This window comes from Nocardioides okcheonensis, from assembly GCF_020991065.1.
GTDB classification, from domain to species: Bacteria; Actinomycetota; Actinomycetes; order Propionibacteriales; family Nocardioidaceae; genus Nocardioides; species Nocardioides okcheonensis.
The window spans coordinates 2,454,143-2,473,071 of sequence record NZ_CP087710.1 but is presented as its reverse complement, the minus strand read 5'-3'; the positions used below and the strand labels follow the sequence as shown (position 1 = coordinate 2,473,071).

Genomic DNA, 18,929 nt, shown 5'->3' with positions numbered 1-18,929 from the left:
CGGGGCCGGTCAGGCCCGCCGACGCATGCGCCACACCGCGACCATCGCCTCCGAGGCGATCCTGCGGGTCATCTTGGAGGTGCCGAGCACCCGCTCCTTGAAGTGGATCGGCACCTCGACCACCCGGGCTCCGGCGCGGATGGCCTGCAGCGTGGTCTGGATCTGGAAGGCGTAGCCCTGCGCGTCGGCCGACGCGAGGTCGATGCCGCCGAGGGTCTCGGCGTCCCAGGCCTTGAACCCGCCGGTGCAGTCCTTGACGGGCAGCCGCAGGATCGACCGGGCGTAGAGGTTGCCGCCGCGTGAGATCGCCCGACGCGACCAGGGCCAGTCCTCGTCGAGGCTCCCCCCGGGGACGTAGCGCGACCCCAGCACGAGCCCGGCGCCCCCGCGGACCTGTCCCACCATCTCCGGGATCCGGTCGACCGGGTGCGAGCCGTCGGCGTCCATCTGGATGACCACGCCCGCCTTGGTCTGCAGGGCCCGCGCGAAGCCCACGCGGTACGCGCCGCCCAGGCCGTCCTTGACGGCGCGGGTCAGCAGCTCGACCCGTCCGGGGTGGCGCGCGGCCACCTCGAGCGCCCGGGCGGCGGTGCCGTCGGGGGACGAGTCGTCCACGACGAGCACGCCGTAGTCCGTCCCCAGCCGCAGCACCGACTCGACCGCTGCGGCGACGTTGTCCACCTCGTTGTAGGTGGGGAGCACCACCAGCTGGTGGACGTCGTCGGTCAGGGTGTTCATGGGCAGGTTGCCTCTCTCTTCCAGACGTTGATGTGCCGTGGGCCCGGGAGCTCCCACCGCTCGCCGCTCGGGCGGAAGCGCGGCGTCGCGCCCGGACCTGATGGTCGGTCACCCGATGCGATGTGGTGATCCGGGTGAGCTGGACCCGCGACATTGCCGCAGCTGCCGCAACAGTGCAGTCCAGGTCGCGGTCAGCAGCCTAAGGCGTCGCGCTCCCAGACCTGGACCTCGCGGCCGTCCGGGAGGCGGACGGAGTCGCCCTTGATGAATCCGACGCTGACCGCCGCGGCTCGCAACGCTGGCGTCCCTGGGAGCGGGGTGAGCTCGTTGACGAACCCCGGGGCGATCAGTAGCTGGCAGCTGGACCCGGCGGGTCCAGTCGTGAGCCATTCGGTGTAGTCGGACGTCGACCTACCCCATTCCGTCGGGTCGACCTGCGCGACCGGTATCCCGTAGCCGAGACGCTCGAGAACCTCGAGCTGCACGCTGTTGACGTTGGCGAATCGATCCCGGAAGCCGAACGCGACGTCGGGTCGCGCTGTGGATCCGTCGAGGACCTCTGCGGTGAGTGCGTCGACCGCTTCGCTCCAGTCGTCGCCCCATTCGCTCTCGTTGACGAGGTCCCCCACGCGGGGCGAGGCCTGCCTCGTGGGCTGGAACACGTATGCCGGATCAGAGGTCGCGCCATCCGTGATCGTGATCGACGTGGAGCCAGCGATGATGAACCGTTGCTCTGCAAGCGGACTGGTGCTGTCGAAACGCGGCCACGTCAGGACAACCGCGGAAACCGCGATGAGCGCTACGACGAGGGGCGCCGACCAAGTCCGTCGCGAGGCTCGTGCTGCGCGAAGCACGACCACCACGGCCAGCACTGCGGTCGGGGCGATGAGCGGGACGGTGAAGCCGAACCCCACGTTCTTCGAGCTCATCAGTGCAACGGCGGCCCCGATGACGAATGCGGCGCACGCAAGGAGGGGGCTGCTCGCGGCCTCAACGAGGCCTGGTCGCGAGAAGAGGCGGACCGAGGACGTGCGGCGGCGCCAGATCGCGATCAGGCAGGCGACCACGACGAACACGAGAATAGGTGCGTGGAAGTCGCGCGACGCAGCCGTGAGGAGGCGGAGCGGGGGGATCGCGACCTCGACCGTGTAGTCAGCCGCGTGCTTGCCGTAGCCGTAGCCGGTGAGGTAGTCGAAGACCAATCGTCCGCTGGGCACTAACCAGGTCGCCCCGACACCCGTGGCCACGGCGGCTGCTACAGCGCCGTTGGCGATGCGCCGCCGGCCTGCGGAGCGCTCTCGAACCCACGTGGCAGTGGCGTTGACGGCGACCACAGCCACGATGACCGGTACGAACGCGATCATCAACGTGCGCGTCAGCGGCATCAAGCCGACCGCGACCCCCAGTGCGATTGCCCAGCGAGTTCGGTCCAACCCCTCCGTGCGTACGAGGAAGTAGAGGGCGGCGACCGTCACCGCGGCCGCAGGTACTGCGAAGATGAAGTTGCGCCCCAGCTCGGCGAAGCCCGGTGCGGCAAGCAGAACCAGACAGCTGCAGATCATCGCCCCGCGTACGCGAAAGTGGGCGGCGAGCAGGACGGCGAAGACGGTCGTGACGACCGAGAAGCCGAGGACCGTGGCGAAGGCCGCAGTCCGCGGCTCCATGCCCATCACGACGCCGATCGAGGCTGTGGCCGGCGTCAGCGGGGCATGCACGCTTGGCGCCAGGACCGTGTCGAGCCACCCCGGAGGTCCGCCTCGCTCCCATCCGCCGGCGTAGTTGAGCGCGATACCCAGGTAGCCAGCCTCGTCGATGTTGAGTGGCTGACCCGACCTGTGACGGACCAGCCAGACGACGCTGAGTGACACCCACGTCACGATCGCGAGTCCGCACAGCACGGCCTCGACGAGGAAGGCGCGGGAGCGGTGGGTCAGTGCGACGGAGCGATCGTCGATGGCGTGCTCGTCGACATCCGCATCCCCAGGCACGAGAGTCGACTATAGGTATGCCACAGCGGCACACCGAATCGTGCTGTCGCCGGTCGAGTCAGTCTGCGGGCTTGCGCGCGACGGCCGAGAAACTGATCGGGAGCCACCACTGCGTGTCGAGGTCGCCGAAGTCCTGGACGACGTCGGCGAGCTGGTCGGCTACCTGCCCGGCCATGAAGCGCCGCGGGTCGTGACCGTCGTCATGACGCCCGAGCAGGTAGCCCAGGTGTCGCAGGAGCTGGGCGATCGTGGTGGGTGAGTCGTTCATCGGCCGGATCTCGAGGTCGGTGAATCCGGAGGAGCCGATGAGGTGCGAAAGCCCGAAGGACGTGTAGCGGTAGTAGTCGTGGGGCATCTCGTGCAGGTACCACGTCAGCGGAGTCGTGACCCACAGCCAGCCACCCGGCCTGAGGAGGCGGTAGAACTCGGCGAGCGCCGCTCGTGGGTCCGGAACGTGCTCCAGCACCTGCGTGCAGACCAGGCCGTCCAGAGAGTCGGTCTCCAGCGGCAGGTCGTGTGCCGGACCGACGATGTCGGGCGCGGTCTCGGGCGTGTACTGAGTGCCTTCCCAGTCGCTCGTGAGGTAGGTGTGCTGGCTGAAGAGCTCTCGATAGGGAGCCTCGCCGGAACCCACGTCCAGGACGCGCGATCCAGCGGGGAGCGACCCGGCGGCCGCCACCAGGAAGTCGAGGTGAGGCTTGCGAGCAGCGGGCGCCTCGTCGACGAAGCGCTTCAGTTCTGAAGAGATCTGCACGTCGGTCGACTCCACAGGTAGGAACCTAGCCAACCGAGCACCGTTGATACAGTCCGCGCCATGGGGTTGAGGGTCTCGAAATCGTCAGAACGTCCTCAAGGCCCGACGGACCAAGCGCCTGGAGCAGATGCGGGGCGCTCGCTGCCCCGGATCGAGGGCTCCATCGACGAGCCTTCGCCGATCCACGGCGCGGTGCCCGGACAGGTGCAGGTCCGTGGGTGGGTGGCTCATCGCCGGCGCGATGTCTTGGGCGTCGTGGTCATGGTCGATGGTGCAGTCGTCGGCGGCTGTGAGGTTTCGGGGGAGAGGCCTGACGTAGCGGCTGCCCACCCGGCCCTGCGACGTGCGGGAAGCTCAGGCTGGTCGACCGTCGTCGACCTCAGCGGGGTCAAGGGCCCTGATCTGCGCATCGACGTCTTTGCGATCCTCGCGCCCCGGTCGGACACGCCGTCGGAGGCCGACGCGGATCGCTCGTTCGGTCAACCGGTGCACTTCTCCTCCGTGACCGTCGGAGTCAGGCGCGCCGGCGACGCCGTCGTGCGGGGCGGCTGCTTCGTGGTGCGCGACGACCTGACGAGCGGCCTGCACAAGATCTACGGCCTCGCTGAAGCGCCCGGGGGGGTGAGCCGCGTCGAGGTGTTCTGCGAGGGCGTGTCGGCTGGCCTCGCCCGAACTGCCCTGCCGGGACGGTTCGAGGGCGCTCAGCAAGGTCCCGACAGCGCGGTCGCGCTGTTCGAGCGTGTCGTGGACGTGCCGGGTGGTCGTGATCGTGTGTCGATGACGGCTGTCGTCACTCCGTGCGAGGGCGAGCCGTTCGAGATCCGTCCGTGGACCGCGCGGGTGGAGGAGGACCTCGTCGATGCGTGGTCGCCTGAACGTCTGGAGGTCGTGAGGCGCCGAACCGACGAGACGATTCGGATGATCTCGCAGCGCGCGCCTCGGGAGGACCGGTCGGACGCTGCCCCGCGGGTGCTGGTCGTCACCCACGACCTGGGCCTTGGTGGCGGCCAGCTCTACCTCCAGGAGCTGCTCAAGCGGCTTTCGCGCCGCGGTGTCGAGTGCTTCGTTGCGAGTCCGCGCGGGGGGAGGCTCGTCGCTGAGCTGGAAGAGCACGGCATCCCGGTGCTCGTCACCGGTACCTTCGATCCCCACGACGCCGAGTCGTACGAAGCACAGGTCCGCCAGATCGCGCTCTGGGCAGCCGAGCAGGGATGTGACGTCGCTCTTGCCAACACCATGAGCGCCTTCCCTGGTGTGGACGCAGCGCATCGGCTCGGGCTGGAGGTCGTCTGGGCCATCCACGAGAGCTTCCCCGTCCCCCAGTTCCTGAGTGAGGCCTTCCCGCCGCCTCGGCCGACGTACATCGAGGAGCGCTCGACCGACGCGCTGCGGCGCACCCGACGCGCAGTGTTCGAGGCCGCTGCGACACTCGACCTCTACGCACCGTGGCTCGCCCCCGATGCCGGCGAGGTGGTCCCCTACGGTGTCGACTTCTCGGAGATCGACGACTACCGCGCTCGTGTGGACCGGTCACGACTGCGAGCCGAGCTCGGGTTCTCCGAGGAGACGCTGGTGCTCCTCGTCCTGGGGACCATCGAGCCTCGCAAGGCGCAGGTCAACATCACCCAGGCGTTCGCCGGCTCGGCTGCGCTCGCCGGTCGCGACGTGAGCCTCGTGCTCGTCGGCGCCAAGGAGGGCAGCCCGTATGTCGAGGCCATCGAGGACTACCTCAAGGCGTCGGGGGAGTCACGGGTGCGCGTGGAACCCGTCCAGCCAGACACCTACAAGTGGTACCACGCCGCAGATGTGCTGCTCAGTGGCTCGGACGTCGAGTCGCTCCCGCGCTCGATGCTCGAGGCGATGGCGTTCGACCGTCCGATCGCCTCGACGAGCGTCTTCGGCATCCCCGAGCTGGTGAGTGACGGCGTGGACGGGTTCCTCTGCGAGAGTCGCGACCTGCTGTCGCTGCGCGCCATGCTCGAGCGGGTCGCGTCGACACCGCGTGAGCAGCTGGCGTCCATGGGTGCCCGCGCACGGGCGAAGGTCCTCGAGCGTCACGATCCCGAGATCTACACGGCGCACTACGACGCCCTCCTGACCGCCATGGCGTCCGGATCGGCGGCCCGCCGATGACGTCGGAGACGCGACCGCCCAAGAGGCACGGGACCATGGCGGTGCTCGGCTACGGGTTCATCGGGCGTCGCGTGGCTCGAACCGCCGGAAGCTCGGGCTGGAGCGTACGGGCGCTCGCGCGGCGAGATGGCGCGCCTCCCGAGGCGCCCGACCATGACGTGTTCACGGGGGACGCCTCCGATCCCGCGGTCCTCGACCGCATCCTCTCCGGCGTCGACCACGTGGTCTACGCCGCCGGCACGGTGAAGCCCGCGGAGTCCGACGAGCACCCGCTCGAAGAGGTCGCCGCCAATCTCGGTCCGATCATCGCAACTCTTCAGGCGATGGAGCGTCATGGCGTCCCGAGCATGACGTTCCTGTCCTCCGCCGGGACGGTCTACGGTCCCGGTGCGCCGGCGCCGACACCCGAGGATGCTCCGCTCTGGCCGATCAGCACCTACGGAGTGCTGAAGGTCGCTGCCGAGCGCTACATCAACCTGCACGCGCACCAGCACGGTTTCGCTGCCGACATCCTCCGCTGTGCCAACGTCTACGGCCCTGGTGAGCCCGAGGTCGGCTCGCAGGGGCTCATCGGGATCACCCGGCGGGCGCTCGCGGATGGCCGTCCGGTCGTCCTCTTCGGCGATGGGGGTGCGCGACGGGACTTCGTCCATGTCGATGACCTTGCCGGGGCAGTGGAGCGCTTGGCTCGTGACCCGTTGGGCGTCCGCGTGCTGAACGTCGGTTCGGGGCGTTCCGAGGCCGTCAAGGAGATCGTCGAGATGGTCGCCGAGTCGATCGGGGTCGAGCCGACGTTCGACAGGCGGCCGGCGCGGGCGACAGACGCGCCTCTGGTCCAGCTCGACATCCGACGGATCCAGAGCCTGATCCCCTTCACGCCTCGCGACGTTCGCGAGGGACTGAGCTACTGATCCACGGCGCCGGAGACCGCCCCGACTGGCTCGCGTCAGTGCCGCCGCGTACCGTTCTCCTCTCGGACCATCGGTCCCACGGTCAGTCAGCCAGCCACGCTCCAGGGGGAGGTCGATCCTTGCTCGCGCGCGCCCTCGTCGCCGTCGCCACGGTGCTCGTCCCGCTCCTCGTCGCGACCGCCGCGCCCGCGCGGGCGGGCCTGGCCCCGGGCGACACCGTCGACTCCGACCCGGCGCCGACCTGGGGCTGGGAGACGGTCTTCCGCGACGACTTCGACGGGCCCGCGGGCGCCTGGCCCGAGCAGTGGCACTACATCCCCGGGTGGAACACCGCGGCGCAGAACGGCGCGGGCCAGCTCGACGTCGCGCGCCTCTCGCAGATCCGCACCAACCCCGGCTGGACCCTGCCGACCGGCAGCCAGGTCCGGGTGACGGCGAGCATCTGGATGCCCGACACGGGCGCCAACTACTCCGCCCTCTGGATCCAGCACCCCAGCCCGACTGACCCGCGCGAGATCGACGTCATCGAGAGCTACGGGCCGCTCAAGACCACGGGAGCCCAGCTCGGCTCCCACATCTGCTACGACGGCATCGACGACAGCGTCGACGGGGCGTGCGCGGCCGCCGGCATGCCGGCCGACCTCGCGCCCGTCGGGCACCTGTTCGCGGACAGGCCCAAGCCCTGGGAGGCCTACTGGGTCTACGGCGCGGAGTTCACCGTCGGCGGCGACACCGTGCGCTACTTCGCGCAGGACGCCTACGGCAACGAGGTCTACTCGATCACATCGACGCCCGACCTGCGCCGCGTCCCGGGCAACGTCGCGCCGATCCACCTGCGGCTGTCCAACAAGGACGTCCTGCCGCAGTACGTCGTCGACGGCGGCACCCGCGCCAGCATGCTGGTCGACTGGGTCAACGTCGACGTCAAGTGACCCCTCGCCCGGGTCCGGGTCCGGGCTCCGGCAGCACCGGGCCGGCGGCCGCCGCCGGACGGCCGAGCCCGGCCACCGCCGCGAGCACCAGCACTATTCCGGCGACGGCAGTCGGCCCCAGCGGCTCCGCGAGCACGACGGCGGCCACGACGGCCGCCGTGACCGGCTCGACGAGGCTGGCCGTGACGGCGGTGCTCGGCGCGACCACCCGCAGCCCGGAGTAGAGCAGGACGTAGGCCAGCGCCATCGTCAGCAGCCCGAGGTAGGCCAGCCACAGCAGCGCCACCGGGTCGCCGGTCGTCCGTGGTCCGTCGACCAGCGCCAGGCAGGGCAGCAGCACCGCCGCGCCCACCAGCGTCATGCCGCCGGTCAGCACCAGCGGGTCCGCGTCCTTCGAGACCGACCCGCCCGCGACGGTCGTGAGGGCGTACGTCGTCCCGCTCGCGACGGCGAGCAGCACCCCGGTGACCGGTGCCGGCCCGGTCGCCGCGTCAGTGCCGGCCAGGCTGACCAGCAGCAGGCCCACCAGGGCCGCGCCGAGCACCGCGAGCCGCGACGGGGCCGGGACGCGGCGCCCGTGCGCGGCCTCCGCGACGGTGAGCAGGACGGGCGCGAGCCCCAGGCTGACCACGGTCGACACGGCGACGCCGACCTGGGTGACGGACACGAAGTAGAGGCCCTGGTACGCCGCGGTGCCGACGCCGACGGCCAGCAGCTGGCGCGGGCGGGCGCGGGCGAGCGCGAGCAGCCGGGGGCCGCGCCCGGTCACCAGCAGGGCGCCGAGCAGCACGGCCGCGGCGAGGGCCATCCGCCAGGCGCTGACGGTGACGGGGGAGAGCGGGGCGTGCTCGCGGACCAGCTGGACCGCGAGGCCGCCGGTGCCCCACAGGACGCTGGCGGCGGCGACCTCGACGAGGCCGCGCAGGTGGGACGGCGCGGGACGACGCAGGCCGGTCTGCGTCGTCATGGGCCGAGTGTGCCAGCGCCGGGGCGACCGGGCACCCGCGTTTCCGGCTGGTGGCCACCCGGGGACATCTAGGGTGAGGCCGTGGCTTCCTCGCAGACCGTCGGACGCGTCCTCGTCACCGGCGGTGCCGGGTTCATCGGCACGACCCTCGCCCGTGCGCTCGCCGACGGGGCCGAGCGATGGGTCGTGCTCGACAACCTGCACCCGCAGGTCCACCCCGGCTCGGTCCCGCCGGCCGACCTGCCGGGCTCGGTCGACCTGCACGTCGGCGACGTCACCGTCGCCGCCGACCTCGACGCGGTGGTCGCGGACCTCCGGCCCGACACGGTGGTCCACCTCGCCGCGGAGACCGGCACCGCGCAGTCGCTCTCTGAGAGCACCCGCCACGGCCTGGTCAACGTCGTCGGCACCACCCAGCTCGTCGACGCGTTCACCCGCGCCGGCCACGTCCCGGCGCACGTCGTGCTGACCAGCTCGCGCGCGGTCTACGGCGAGGGCGTGTGGCGCAACCCCGACGGCTCCACCTTCCAGCCCGGCCTGCGCACCCACGCCCAGCTCGAGGCCGGCCGCTGGGACCACGGCGACGGCGCGGTCCACGTCCCCAACTCGGTCGCCGGCACCCATCCCAGCCCGATCAACGTCTACGGCGCCACCAAGCTCGCCCAGGAGCAGGTCCTGTCGGCGTGGACCGGCTCCCACGACACCCGGCTGTCGGTGCTGCGGCTGCAGAACGTCTACGGCCCGCGCCAGTCGCTGTCGAACCCCTACACCGGCATCGTCTCCCTCTTCTCGCGCCTGGCCCGCGAGGGCGGCTCGATCCCGCTCTACGAGGACGGCGACATCACCCGCGACTTCGTCCACATCGACGACGTCGTGAGCGCGCTGGTGGCGGCGATGGCCGCCCCGCCGGAGGGTCACCTGCGCACGGTCGACGTCGGCAGCGGGGTCCGCACCACCATCGGCGACCTCGCCCGCGAGATCGCCGCCTACCACTCCGCGCCCGAGCCGCACGTCACCGGCCAGTACCGCGACGGCGACGTCCGGCACGCGTCCTGCACCGTCGACGACACCGTCCGCGAGCTCGACTGGTCGCCCCGCGTCGGGCTGCGCGAGGGCGTCGCCGGGCTGCAGGAGTGGATCGCCACCCAGCTGGACTGAGACACCCCGGTGGGCCGCCGCACCCCGGTCGTAGGGTTTCCGCCATGACCGAGAAGCCCGCCGTCACCGACCTCCTGGAGCAGATCCAGGGGTACGGCGCGTGGGCGGTCATCCGGCGCAAGGCCGCCCCGACCGCGGGCCTGGTCGGCGGCACCCCGCACGAGGTCGCCTCCCTGCTCGACATCCCGCTCGAGACCGGCGCGCCCGAGCCGGGCCGCAGCGCCGACCGGCTGGTCGCGGTGCCGTTCCGGCAGGTCGCCGAGCGCGGGTTCGCGGCGATCGACGACGGCGCCCCGCTGACCGTCGTCGACATCGAGGCCGAGCACGAGGTGTCGGTCGACGACCTGCTCGCCGCGCTCCCCGACGTACCGGTCGAGCTCGCCGACCGCGGCGGGTTCGCCACCGGCGACGACGACTACGGCCGGGTCGTCGAGTCGATCATCCGCGACGAGATCGGCCAGGGCGAGGGCGCCAACCTCGTCATCGGCCGGCACTACCGCGCCGTGCTCGCCGACTGGGACGCCACCAGGGCGCTCACCGTCCTGCGGCGGCTGCTGGAGCGCGAGCGCGGGGCGTACTGGACGTTCTGCTTCTTCACCGGCGAGCGGTTCCTCATCGGCGCCTCGCCGGAGCGGCACGTGTCGGTGCGCTCGGGCGACGTCCGGATGAACCCGATCTCCGGGACCTTCCGCGTCGGCGGCCTCGCCGGGGAGGAGCTCAAGGCCGGGCTGCTGGAGTTCCTCGCCGACGAGAAGGAGGTCTTCGAGCTCTTCATGGTCGTCGACGAGGAGCTCAAGATGATGTGCGAGGTCTGCCACGAGGGCGGGCAGGTCCTCGGGCCGTTCCTCAAGCCGATGACGCACCTGATCCACACCGAGTACCTCCTCGCCGGCCGCTCGCACCGCGACCACCGCGAGATCCTGCGCGACACGATGTTCGCCGCCACCGTCACCGGTGCGCCGGTGGAGAACGCGTGCCGGCTGATCGCCGACTACGAGCCGGAGGGCCGCGGCTACTACGGCGCCGCGCTGGCGCTGTTCGGCCGTGCGCCCGACGGCACCCCGACGATGGACAGCCCGATCCTGATCCGCACCGCCGACGTGTCGCCGGCCGGCGAGCTCAAGGTCACCGCTGGCGCGACGCTGGTGCGCGACTCCGACGCGGCCTACGAGGTCGCCGAGACGCGCGCGAAGGCCGGCGGGATCCTCAGCGCGTTCGGCCTCGCGCCCGCCGCGACCACCGACGGCACCGACATCGCCGACCTCGCCCGCGACGAGGACGTCGTGCTCGCGCTCGGCTCCCGCAACCAGCGGCTGTCCCGCTTCTGGCTCACCGACCAGGCCGGTGAGCCCGCCGACCCGGCGCTGTCGGGGCGTACGGCCGTGATCCTCCACGGCGAGGACGACTTCGTGAACATGCTGGTCCACGTGCTCGGGACGTTCGGGATGACCTCGACCGTCGTGCGGCACGAGGACTACGCGACCGGCGCCTTCGACGGCGCCGACCTGGTCGTCGTCGGCCCCGGCCCCGGCGACCCGCGCGAGGGCGACCACCCCAAGATCGCCGCGTTCCGCCGGGCGGTCGACGACCTGCTCGCCGCCGGGCAGCCGTTCCTCGCGGTCTGCCTCGGCCACCAGACGCTGTGCCAGCGCCTCGGCCTCGACCTGGCCTACAAGGACGTCGTCTTCCAGGGCACCCAGTCGCCGGTGCGCCTCGACGGCCGCACCGAGCGGGTCGGGTTCTACAACACGTTCGTCGGCCGGGTGCCGGCCGCGGGCCTGCCCGAGGGCGTACGCGTCGAGGCCGACGAGGCCACCGGCGACGTGCACGCGATCGCCGGCCCGCACTTCCGCGGCATCCAGTTCCACGCCGAGTCGATCCTCACCGAGAACGGCCGCGACCTGATCCACGCGGCCGTCCGCGACCTGCTGATCGCTCGCACCTCGACCACCGGGTGACGGAGGACGACCTCCCGACATCTGAGGACGTGGTGCAGCCCGACGGGGCCGAGACGACTGCAGGGTGTCCTCAGATGACCGGGTGGCCGGCGGGCTATTGTCTATCCATCGACTAGACATTCATTCGGCGTGGCAGGCAACGCAACCGCGCCGGTGGACGTCACTCTGGGTAGCCGAGCGGGGACGACGGGGGACAGGTGCACCACTTCAGGAGGGTCTGGGCGGGCGTGTGCCTGCTCGCGCTGGTGGCGTGCGGCGCCCCCGGGACGTCGACGACCACGACCGAGCCGCCGCGGACGCCGCGCCACGGCGCCACCCCGCGACCCGTCGCTGAGCTCGCGCCGGCCGCCCGGTCGGGCCAGCCCAACATCGTCGTGGTGATGCTCGACGACTTCTCCACCGACCTGGTGCAGACGATGCGGTCGGTGCAGCAGATGCGCCGCACGGGCGCGAGCTACCCGTACACCTTCGTCACCGACTCGCTGTGCTGCGTGTCGCGCTCGAGCTTCTTCACCGGCCAGTACCCCCACCAGACCGGCGTCCGCACCAACACCTCCCACCAGGGCACCTCGATGCTCGGCGGCTGGCCGGCCTACGACACCCACGGCAACCCCGAGCGCGCCTTCAACGTGCGCCTGCAGGAGGCCGGCTACACGACGTCGTTCGTCGGCAAGTTCCTCAACGAGTACGAGTGGGTGCCGGGTCGCGCGCTGCCGCCGGTGGTGCCGGGCTGGTCGTCCTTCCACGCCGTCTTCGGCTCGGCCTACGACGGCTGGGACTTCGCGAGCACCACGGTCGTCGACCAGCGGATGCGGGTCGTCGAGCACCCCGCCCCGCCGGCCTCGGCGTCCGCCGCGGAGAAGGACCGGGCCTACGCCGGCACCGTCGTCGGGGACCTGGCGATGGACGCCGTGCGCCGCGGCGAGCGCGGTGACGCGCCCTACTTCCTCGAGGTCTCGGTCTACGCCCCGCACAACCGCACCCAGCCGCAGGGCTACTACCCCGACGACCCGCTGTTCCCGCCGGCCTTCCGCGACCGCACCGGCGAGCGCTCCTGCGGCCGGGTCGCCTGCAGCAAGCTCACCGTCGACGACCTGCCCGGCTTCGGCGACCCGGCCCGCGACAACCGTCCGCGGGCGGCCGACGGGTCCCGGGCGCGGGCGTGGAACACGGTGCCGACCCTCTCGGCCGCCGTGGCCGAGCGCGACCTGCGCGACCGCGCGCGGATGGCGCAGTCGGCCGACCGGCTGGTGCGCCGGATCCTGCGCACGGTCGGCCCCGACACCTACGTCGTGCTCACCTCCGACAACGGCTTCCACCTCGGTCAGAACGGCCTGGGCCGCGGGAAGGGCACGCCCTACGACACCGACGTGCGGGTGCCCCTGCTCGTCACCGGCCCCGGGGTCGTCCCGGGCAAGCGCCGCGAGGTCACCAGCAACATCGACCTCGCGCCCACCTTCGAGGAGCTCGCGGGCCTCACGCCGCCGGCCTACCGCAGCGGCCTGTCGCTGGTCCCGACGCTGACCCAGCCGCGGCTGGTGCGCCAGTCGTACGCCTTCCTCGAGCACACCCAGCAGACGCTCGGCGGCGGCGACCCCGACGCCGCGTTCACCGGCGCCGAGCTCGACCGGATCCCGTCGTTCACGGCCGTGCGCAGCCGCACCGCGCTGCTCGCCCGCTTCGACCTCGACCCCCGCCGCGGCCGTACGACGTGGGGCTACGAGTTCTACGACTACCGCCGCGACCCCTTCGAGCGGCGCAACACCTTCGCCGCGCCCCGCAGCCAGGCGCAGGTCGCGGAGCTGATGGCGAGGCTCGCCGCCTTCGACTCCTGCACCGAGCGTGGCGACCAACCGCTCACGGACGGGTGCCGGACGGTGCGGCAGTAGCACTAACCTCGCTGCGTGCAGCCGGACGTGATCGTGGTCGACCACCACGACTCCTACACGTGGAACCTGGTGCACTTGGTGGCGGGCGTGACCGGGCGGCTGCCCCGGGTGGTGCAGCACGACGAGGCCACGGCGGACGACGTGCTGGCCCACACGCACGTCGTGCTGTCGCCCGGGCCGGGCCACCCCGCGTCGGTCGCCGACTTCGCGGTCGGCCGCGAGGTGCTGCTCGCGGCCACCCGTCCGGTGCTGGGCGTGTGCCTGGGCATGCAGGGTCTCGTGACGGCCTACGGCGGCACGGTCGCGCGGGTGCGGCCGGCCCACGGCGAGGTCGCCACGATCACCCACGACGGGGCGGGCGTGCTCGCCGGGCTGCCGCAGGGGTTCGCCGCGGTGCGCTACCACTCGCTGGCCGCGGTCGACCTGCCCGACTGCCTGGTCGCGACGGCGTGGAGCGAGGACGGCGTCGTGATGGGCGTACGCCACCGCGAGCTGCCGCTCGAGGGCGTGCAGTTCCACCCGGAGTCGGTGCTGTCCACGCACGGCGACGCGATCGTGCGGGGCTTCCTCTCGTGAGCAGCGACCCCGTCGACTTCTTCACCTCCGTCGCCGCCGCGCACCGGCGCTGCTTCTGGCTCGACGGCGGCGGCGCCCGCGAGTGGTCGGGCCGGCGCTCGATCATCGGCTGGCTCGACGACGACGACGTGTCGCTGTCGTTCTCGGCGGCGCGGGGCGAGGTCACCCGCCACGTCGGGGCCACCTCCGAGGTCGTCGGCGACGACGTCTTCGCCGTGCTTGAGTCCGAGCTCCGCCCGGGCGAGCAGTGGTTCGGCTACCTCGGCCACGCCTCGCGCACCGACCTCCCCGCCGCCCCCGACCCGCTCCTGCCCGACGCCGTCTGGATGCGTCCGCGCGGGGTGCGGGTCTTCGACCACCCGGTGGGTGGGGGGCCGTCCGGGTCCGTTCAGCGATCCCCGGCTGACCGGGGATCGCTGAACTTGTCAGGCAGTGCAAGGCCTGACAAGTTCAGCGAGAGGCCGACAACCCAGTACGCCGCCGCGTTCGCGCGCGTCCAGGAGCACCTGCACGCCGGCAACTCCTACGAGGTCAACCTCACGCACCGGGTCGCGGTGGAGGACGACCTCGACCCCGTGACGGCGTACCTGCGCCTGCGCGCGCTCAACCCCGCGCCGTACGCCGGCTTCCTCCAGCACGACGTGGACGGGGCGCGGGCGTGGCTGCTGTCGAGCTCGCCCGAGCGGTACGCGCTCGTCACCCCCGACCGGCACCTCGAGACCAAGCCGATCAAGGGCACCACCCCGCGCGGCGCAACCCCGGCGGAGGACCGGGCCGAGCGCGAGCGGCTCGCGACGGACCCCAAGACGCGCGCCGAGAACCTGATGATCGTCGACCTGCTGCGCAACGACCTGTCGCTGGTCTGCGAGGTCGGGACGGTCGCGGTGCCGGCGCTGATGCAGGTGGAGTCCTACGAGTCGGTGCACCAGCTGGTGTCGACCGTGCGCGGCCGGCTGCGCGACGACGTCTCGACCGTCGCCGCCCTGCGCGCGCTCTTCCCGGCCGGCTCGATGACCGGGGCGCCGAAGCTGCGCACGATGGAGATCATCGAGGAGGTCGAGTCGACGCCGCGCGGGGTCTACGCCGGCGCGTTCGGCTGGATCAGCGGCGACGGTCCCGCCGACCTGGGCGTCGTCATCCGCTCGCTGGTGACCGACGGCAGCGGGACCTGGTGCCTCGGCACGGGCGGCGGCATCACCGTGCGCTCCGACGTCGACGAGGAGTGGGCCGAGGCCGGCTGGAAGGCCGAGCGGCTGCTCCGCGTCTTCGACTAGCCCGCGGTCGTCGCCGCCGCGACCCCCGGCAGCCACAGCGCGAAGCGCGCGCCGCCCCCGGGCGCCTCGGTGACGTCGACCCGCCCGCCGTGGCGGTCGACGACCTGGCGCACGATGGCGAGGCCGAGGCCCGAGCCGGGCATCGCGCGCGACTCCTCGGCCCGGTAGAACCGCTCGAACACGTGCGGCCGGTCCGCCTCCGCGACGCCCTCGCCCTGGTCGTCGACCGTGAGCACGCCCTGCTCGAGGCGCACCGTCACGGTGCCCTCGGTCGGGCTCCACTTGGCGGCGTTGTCGAGCAGGTTGGTCACCGCGCGCTCGAGGCCGCTGGCGTCACCGACCACGCGCCACGGCGCGAGCCGGACGTCGAACGCGATGCCCTGCGCGCGACGGCGTACGCGGGTCACGGCCCGCTCCACGACCGCCGCGAGGTCGACCTCGGCGACCGTGCGCGTCATGGGCTCGTCGCGCGCCAGCTCGACCAGATCGCCGACCAGCGCGCTCAGCTCCTCGATCTGGCCGCGGACGTCGTCGAGCAGCTCCAGGCGCGCCTCCGCAGGCAGGGCGGTGTTGCCCTCGGCCTGGCGCAGCAGGTCGAGGTTGGTGCGCAGCGACGTGAGCGGGGTGCGCAGCTCGTGGCTGGCGTCGGCCACCAGCCGGCGCTGCCGGTCGCGCGAGGCCCCGAGCGCGAGGAGCATCTGGTTGAAGGCGGTCGCCAGCCGGGCGACCTCGTCGTCGCCCTCGACCCGCAGCGGCGTGAGGTCCTCGGTCACGGCGATCCGCTCGACGCTGGTGGTGAGCCGGCGCACCGGCCGCAGCCCGTTGCGCGCCACCAGCCATCCCGCGAGCAGGGCGGCGAGGACGCCGAGGGCACCGAAGACGAACAGGACGCCGCCGAGCTTCTCCAGCGTCCGGTCGTTGGGGGCCAGCGGCTGCGCGAGGATCAGCGCCTCCCGGCGCCCGGCCTGCACCGTCGCGACGCGGTAGCGCTCGCCCTCCTCGGTGACGAGGGTCCGCACCGCCGACTCCTTCCGCCCGGTGACGACGTCGTACTCCGGCTGGCCGAGGGTGAAGTGCGGCGGGTCGGCGCCCGACATGCCCTGGCCGTCGGCGGTGATGAAGATGACCCGCACGTCGGCCGCGCCGAGCATCCACGGCGGGACGCCCTGGGCGGTGATCCGCGACAGGGTGGTGTTGGCGGTGGCCTTGTGCGCGCGGTCGAGCAGCGACTGGTCGAGCGAGCTCATCAGCTGCTGGCGCATGACGAGGAACGCGGTCAGCGCCATGACCGCGATCGAGACCCCCAGCGCCGTCGTGGTCAGCACCGCGACGCGGGACGCGAGCGAGCGGCGGTAGTGCCAGCGCCCGTCGGGCCAGGCGGTGGCCGACCTCATCGGTGTCCCCCCGTGGTGTTCATGCTTCCTTCAGCACGTAGCCGACGCCGCGGACGGTCTGGATCAGGCGTGGCTCGCCCTCCGCCTCGGTCTTGCGACGGAGGTAGCCGACGTAGACCTCGAGGGAGTTCGCCGAGGTCGGGAAGTCGTAGCCCCACACCTCCTCGAGGATGAACGAGCGGTCCAGCACCCGGCGCGGGCGGCGCAGGAACATCTCCAGCAGGGTGAACTCCGTGCGGGTCAGCTCGATCGGCCGGTCGCCGCGGGTGACGTCGCGGCTCGCGACGTCCATGGTGAGGTCGGCGAAGGTCAGCACCTCGCCCTCCTCGCCGTCGTCGGGTACGACGCGGCGCAGCAGCGCGCGGATCCGGGCCAGCAGCTCCTCCAGCGCGAACGGCTTGGTGAGGTAGTCGTCGGCGCCGGCGTCGAGCCCCTCGACGCGGTCGCCGACCGCGTCGCGCGCGGTGAGCACGAGGACCGGCACGTCGTTGCCGGAGGCGCGCAGCGCGCGGGTCGTCTCGATCCCGTCGAGGCGGGGCATCATCACGTCGATGACCACCACGTCGGGGTGCTGGGCACCGACGGCGACCAGTGCCTCGGCGCCGTCGGCCGCGAGCACCACCTCGTAGCCGTTGAACTCCAGGGAGCGCCGCAGCGAGTCACGCACGGCGCGGTCGTCGTCGACGACCAGCACGCGGGGCTTGGAGTCGGTCACGCGCCAAGGATGCCACCGGGCCCTGAGCGGACGCTGAAGATCGGCGCCGGTCGAGGAAGGACGAAGTCCTGTCACGAGACCGCTGACCGGGTCTCGTGACCCTTCGAGACGGCGCCCGGGGGCGCCTCCTCAGGGCGGCGCGGTCCGGCGACCTCCTCGACCAGCGACTTCCTAGGCGTAGCGCGCCGCGACGGTGCCGGCCCGGGCGCCGTAGCCGCCGCCGAACATGCAGGCGTGGACCAGCAGCGGGAACAGCTGGTGCACCCCGAGCCGGTCCTCCCAGCCGTCGGCCAGCGGGCTCGCCTCGTGGTAGGCCGCCATCACCCGCGGCAGGTGGGTGAGCCCGAAGAGGTGCAGCATGGCGAGGTCGACCTCGCGGTGGCCGCCGTAGGCGGCCGGGTCGATGACGTGGATCGCGAGGTCCTGGCCCCACAGGCAGTTGCCGTTCCAGAGGTCGCCGTGCAGCCGGGAGGGCGTCTCGTCGGGCAGCAGGTCGGTGAGCCGGCCGACGACCGCCTCGACCGCGGTGGCGTCCGTCTCCGAGATCGCACCGCGGTCGCGGGCGAGCTTGAGGTACGGGAGCAGCCGGCGCACCGCGTAGAACTCCGGCCACGACCCGGCCGTCCGGTTGGGCAGCGGCAGCCGCCCGATGAACCCGTCGTGGTCGAGGCCCCAGCCGTCGGCGCCGGCGGCGTGGGTGGCGGCGAGCTGCTGGCCGAACGCGGCGGCCGCCTCGACGGGCGTCTTCGGGCTCTGCTCGACCCACGCGAGGATCACGCAGTCGTCGGCCGCGGCCAGCACCTCCGGCAGCGGCACCCCGCCGTCGACCTCCGCGAGCCAGCGCAGCCCCGCGGCCTCGGCCTCGAAGAAGCCCGCGGGCGCGTGCGGCAGCGTCTTCATCAGCGCGGTCTGGCCGCTGGAGAGCCGCAGCCGGGTCGCGGTCGCGATGTCGCCTCCCGCGACCGGTGCGGTCGCGACGACGGACGCGCCGAGGAGCTCCTCGGCGCGACGGGCCACCAGCGGCTGGCGTGGCATCAGGCAGGGTCCTCCAGCGCGGCTGCCAGCTCGGCCGTGACCGCGTCGCTCGTGCGCTCGACCATCGCCAGCACCTCCTCGAACCCGTCGTCCCCACCGTAGTACGGGTCCGGTACCTCGCTCCCGGGATCGACCGGATCGAGGTCGCGGAACAGCCCGACGCGGTCGGTGCGGCCACCGACGTCGTCGAGGTTGGTGGCGTCCATCACCAGCACCACGTCGTACGCCTCGGGCCAGGCGCGGTCGTACTGCTGCGCGCGGTGGCGGCTGGGGTCGTAGCCGGCGGCGGACAGGGTCGCGGCGGCGCGGCGGTCCATCGGGTCGCCGACGTGCCAGCCGCCGGTGCCGGCGGAGACCACCTCGACGCGGTCGTCGAGCCCGGCGTCGGCCAGCCGGCTCTCCAGGACCACGTGGGCCATCGGGGAGCGGCAGATGTTGCCGAGGCAGACGAGGGCGACCCGGTAGCGGCCGGGCGTGCGGGGAGCGGGCAGGCGGGACGACGCCACG

General features: G+C 72.4%; 16 protein-coding genes. 8 read left to right on the top strand and 8 right to left on the bottom strand.

Annotation, left to right across the window (positions count from 1 at the left end; translation table 11 throughout):
• Positions 1 to 9: 9 nt before the first annotated feature.
• From LN652_RS11990 to LN652_RS11980, 3 genes are all read right to left on the bottom strand, one after another.
• On the bottom strand, positions 10 to 738 hold the full coding sequence (locus tag LN652_RS11990) for a polyprenol monophosphomannose synthase (RefSeq protein WP_230440863.1): 729 nt from the start codon (positions 736 to 738) through the stop codon (positions 10 to 12).
• Between the two features lie 191 nt (positions 739 to 929).
• On the bottom strand, positions 930 to 2,726 hold the full coding sequence (locus tag LN652_RS11985) for a glycosyltransferase family 39 protein (protein WP_230440862.1): 1,797 nt from the start codon (positions 2,724 to 2,726) through the stop codon (positions 930 to 932).
• 58 nt (positions 2,727 to 2,784) lie between these two features.
• Positions 2,785 to 3,495, bottom strand: a complete 711-nt coding sequence (locus LN652_RS11980) for a class I SAM-dependent methyltransferase (RefSeq protein ID WP_230440861.1) — start codon at positions 3,493 to 3,495, stop codon at positions 2,785 to 2,787.
• A 45-nt stretch (positions 3,496 to 3,540) separates the two neighbouring features.
• Here LN652_RS11980 and LN652_RS11975 point away from each other — a divergent pair, with 45 nt between their 5' ends.
• From LN652_RS11975 to LN652_RS11965, 3 genes are all read left to right on the top strand, one after another.
• Complete coding sequence (locus LN652_RS11975) at positions 3,541 to 5,613, top strand: glycosyltransferase family 4 protein (RefSeq protein WP_230440860.1); 2,073 nt, start codon at positions 3,541 to 3,543, stop codon at positions 5,611 to 5,613.
• A 35-nt stretch (positions 5,614 to 5,648) separates the two neighbouring features.
• Positions 5,649 to 6,524 carry an NAD-dependent epimerase/dehydratase family protein gene (locus LN652_RS11970; RefSeq protein WP_230440859.1) on the top strand — a complete coding sequence of 292 codons (876 nt, stop codon included), beginning with the start codon at positions 5,649 to 5,651 and terminating at the stop codon, positions 6,522 to 6,524.
• Between the two features lie 119 nt (positions 6,525 to 6,643).
• Positions 6,644 to 7,456 carry a LamG domain-containing protein gene (locus LN652_RS11965; protein ID WP_230440858.1) on the top strand — a complete coding sequence of 271 codons (813 nt, stop codon included), beginning with the start codon at positions 6,644 to 6,646 and terminating at the stop codon, positions 7,454 to 7,456.
• On the opposite strand, the gene LN652_RS11960 is transcribed toward LN652_RS11965, so the two are convergent.
• Positions 7,449 to 8,423 carry a DMT family transporter gene (locus LN652_RS11960; protein WP_230440857.1) on the bottom strand — a complete coding sequence of 325 codons (975 nt, stop codon included), beginning with the start codon at positions 8,421 to 8,423 and terminating at the stop codon, positions 7,449 to 7,451. The genes LN652_RS11965 and LN652_RS11960 overlap by 8 nt on opposite strands.
• 81 nt (positions 8,424 to 8,504) lie before the next feature.
• Between LN652_RS11960 and LN652_RS11955 the strand changes: the two genes are divergently transcribed.
• The 5 genes from LN652_RS11955 to LN652_RS11935 all read left to right on the top strand — a co-directional run bounded on the left by LN652_RS11955 (position 8,505) and on the right by LN652_RS11935 (position 15,278).
• Positions 8,505 to 9,581 carry an NAD-dependent epimerase/dehydratase family protein gene (locus LN652_RS11955; protein ID WP_230440856.1) on the top strand — a complete coding sequence of 359 codons (1,077 nt, stop codon included), beginning with the start codon at positions 8,505 to 8,507 and terminating at the stop codon, positions 9,579 to 9,581.
• A 44-nt stretch (positions 9,582 to 9,625) separates the two neighbouring features.
• On the top strand, positions 9,626 to 11,539 hold the full coding sequence (locus LN652_RS11950) for an anthranilate synthase family protein (protein ID WP_230440855.1): 1,914 nt from the start codon (positions 9,626 to 9,628) through the stop codon (positions 11,537 to 11,539).
• Positions 11,540 to 11,736: 197 nt separating this feature from the next.
• Positions 11,737 to 13,428, top strand: coding sequence for a sulfatase-like hydrolase/transferase (locus LN652_RS11945; RefSeq protein WP_230440854.1), 1,692 nt, complete (start codon positions 11,737 to 11,739; stop codon positions 13,426 to 13,428).
• A gap of 15 nt (positions 13,429 to 13,443) precedes the next feature.
• Positions 13,444 to 14,004, top strand: a complete 561-nt coding sequence (locus LN652_RS11940) for an anthranilate synthase component II (protein WP_230440853.1) — start codon at positions 13,444 to 13,446, stop codon at positions 14,002 to 14,004.
• Positions 14,001 to 15,278: an anthranilate synthase component I family protein gene (locus tag LN652_RS11935; protein ID WP_230440852.1), complete on the top strand. Its 1,278-nt coding sequence runs from the start codon at positions 14,001 to 14,003 to the stop codon at positions 15,276 to 15,278. Before LN652_RS11940 ends, LN652_RS11935 begins: the two co-directional genes overlap by 4 nt.
• Here the strand turns inward: LN652_RS11935 and LN652_RS11930 are convergent.
• From LN652_RS11930 to LN652_RS11915, 4 genes are all read right to left on the bottom strand, one after another.
• A complete protein-coding gene (locus LN652_RS11930; protein WP_230440851.1) occupies positions 15,275 to 16,672 on the bottom strand; it encodes a sensor histidine kinase in 1,398 nt (465 codons plus the stop codon). The two genes, LN652_RS11935 and LN652_RS11930, sit on opposite strands and share 4 nt — an antisense overlap.
• Before the next feature lie 19 nt (positions 16,673 to 16,691).
• Positions 16,692 to 17,387, bottom strand: coding sequence for a response regulator transcription factor (locus LN652_RS11925; protein WP_230440850.1), 696 nt, complete (start codon positions 17,385 to 17,387; stop codon positions 16,692 to 16,694).
• Positions 17,388 to 17,558: 171 nt separating this feature from the next.
• Positions 17,559 to 18,422, bottom strand: coding sequence for a fructosamine kinase family protein (locus LN652_RS11920; protein ID WP_230440849.1), 864 nt, complete (start codon positions 18,420 to 18,422; stop codon positions 17,559 to 17,561).
• On the bottom strand, positions 18,422 to 18,928 hold the full coding sequence (locus tag LN652_RS11915; protein ID WP_230440848.1) for a low molecular weight protein-tyrosine-phosphatase: 507 nt from the start codon (positions 18,926 to 18,928) through the stop codon (positions 18,422 to 18,424). The genes LN652_RS11920 and LN652_RS11915 overlap by 1 nt, the downstream gene beginning before the upstream one ends.
• Position 18,929: the final 1 nt, after the last annotated feature.

What these genes read in the sequence shown, in the direction of transcription:
- LN652_RS11920 (WP_230440849.1), bottom strand. Translation starts at nt 18,422, where the DNA reads ATGCCACGCCAGCCGCTGGTGGCCCGTCGCGCCGAGGAGCTCCTCGGC.
- LN652_RS11960 (WP_230440857.1), bottom strand. Translation starts at nt 8,423, where the DNA reads ATGACGACGCAGACCGGCCTGCGTCGTCCCGCGCCGTCCCACCTGCGC.
- LN652_RS11930 (WP_230440851.1), bottom strand. Translation starts at nt 16,672, where the DNA reads ATGAGGTCGGCCACCGCCTGGCCCGACGGGCGCTGGCACTACCGCCGC.
- LN652_RS11970 (WP_230440859.1), top strand. Translation starts at nt 5,649, where the DNA reads ATGGCGGTGCTCGGCTACGGGTTCATCGGGCGTCGCGTGGCTCGAACC.
- LN652_RS11975 (WP_230440860.1), top strand. Translation starts at nt 3,541, where the DNA reads ATGGGGTTGAGGGTCTCGAAATCGTCAGAACGTCCTCAAGGCCCGACG.
- LN652_RS11950 (WP_230440855.1), top strand. Translation starts at nt 9,626, where the DNA reads ATGACCGAGAAGCCCGCCGTCACCGACCTCCTGGAGCAGATCCAGGGG.
- LN652_RS11990 (WP_230440863.1), bottom strand. Translation starts at nt 738, where the DNA reads ATGAACACCCTGACCGACGACGTCCACCAGCTGGTGGTGCTCCCCACC.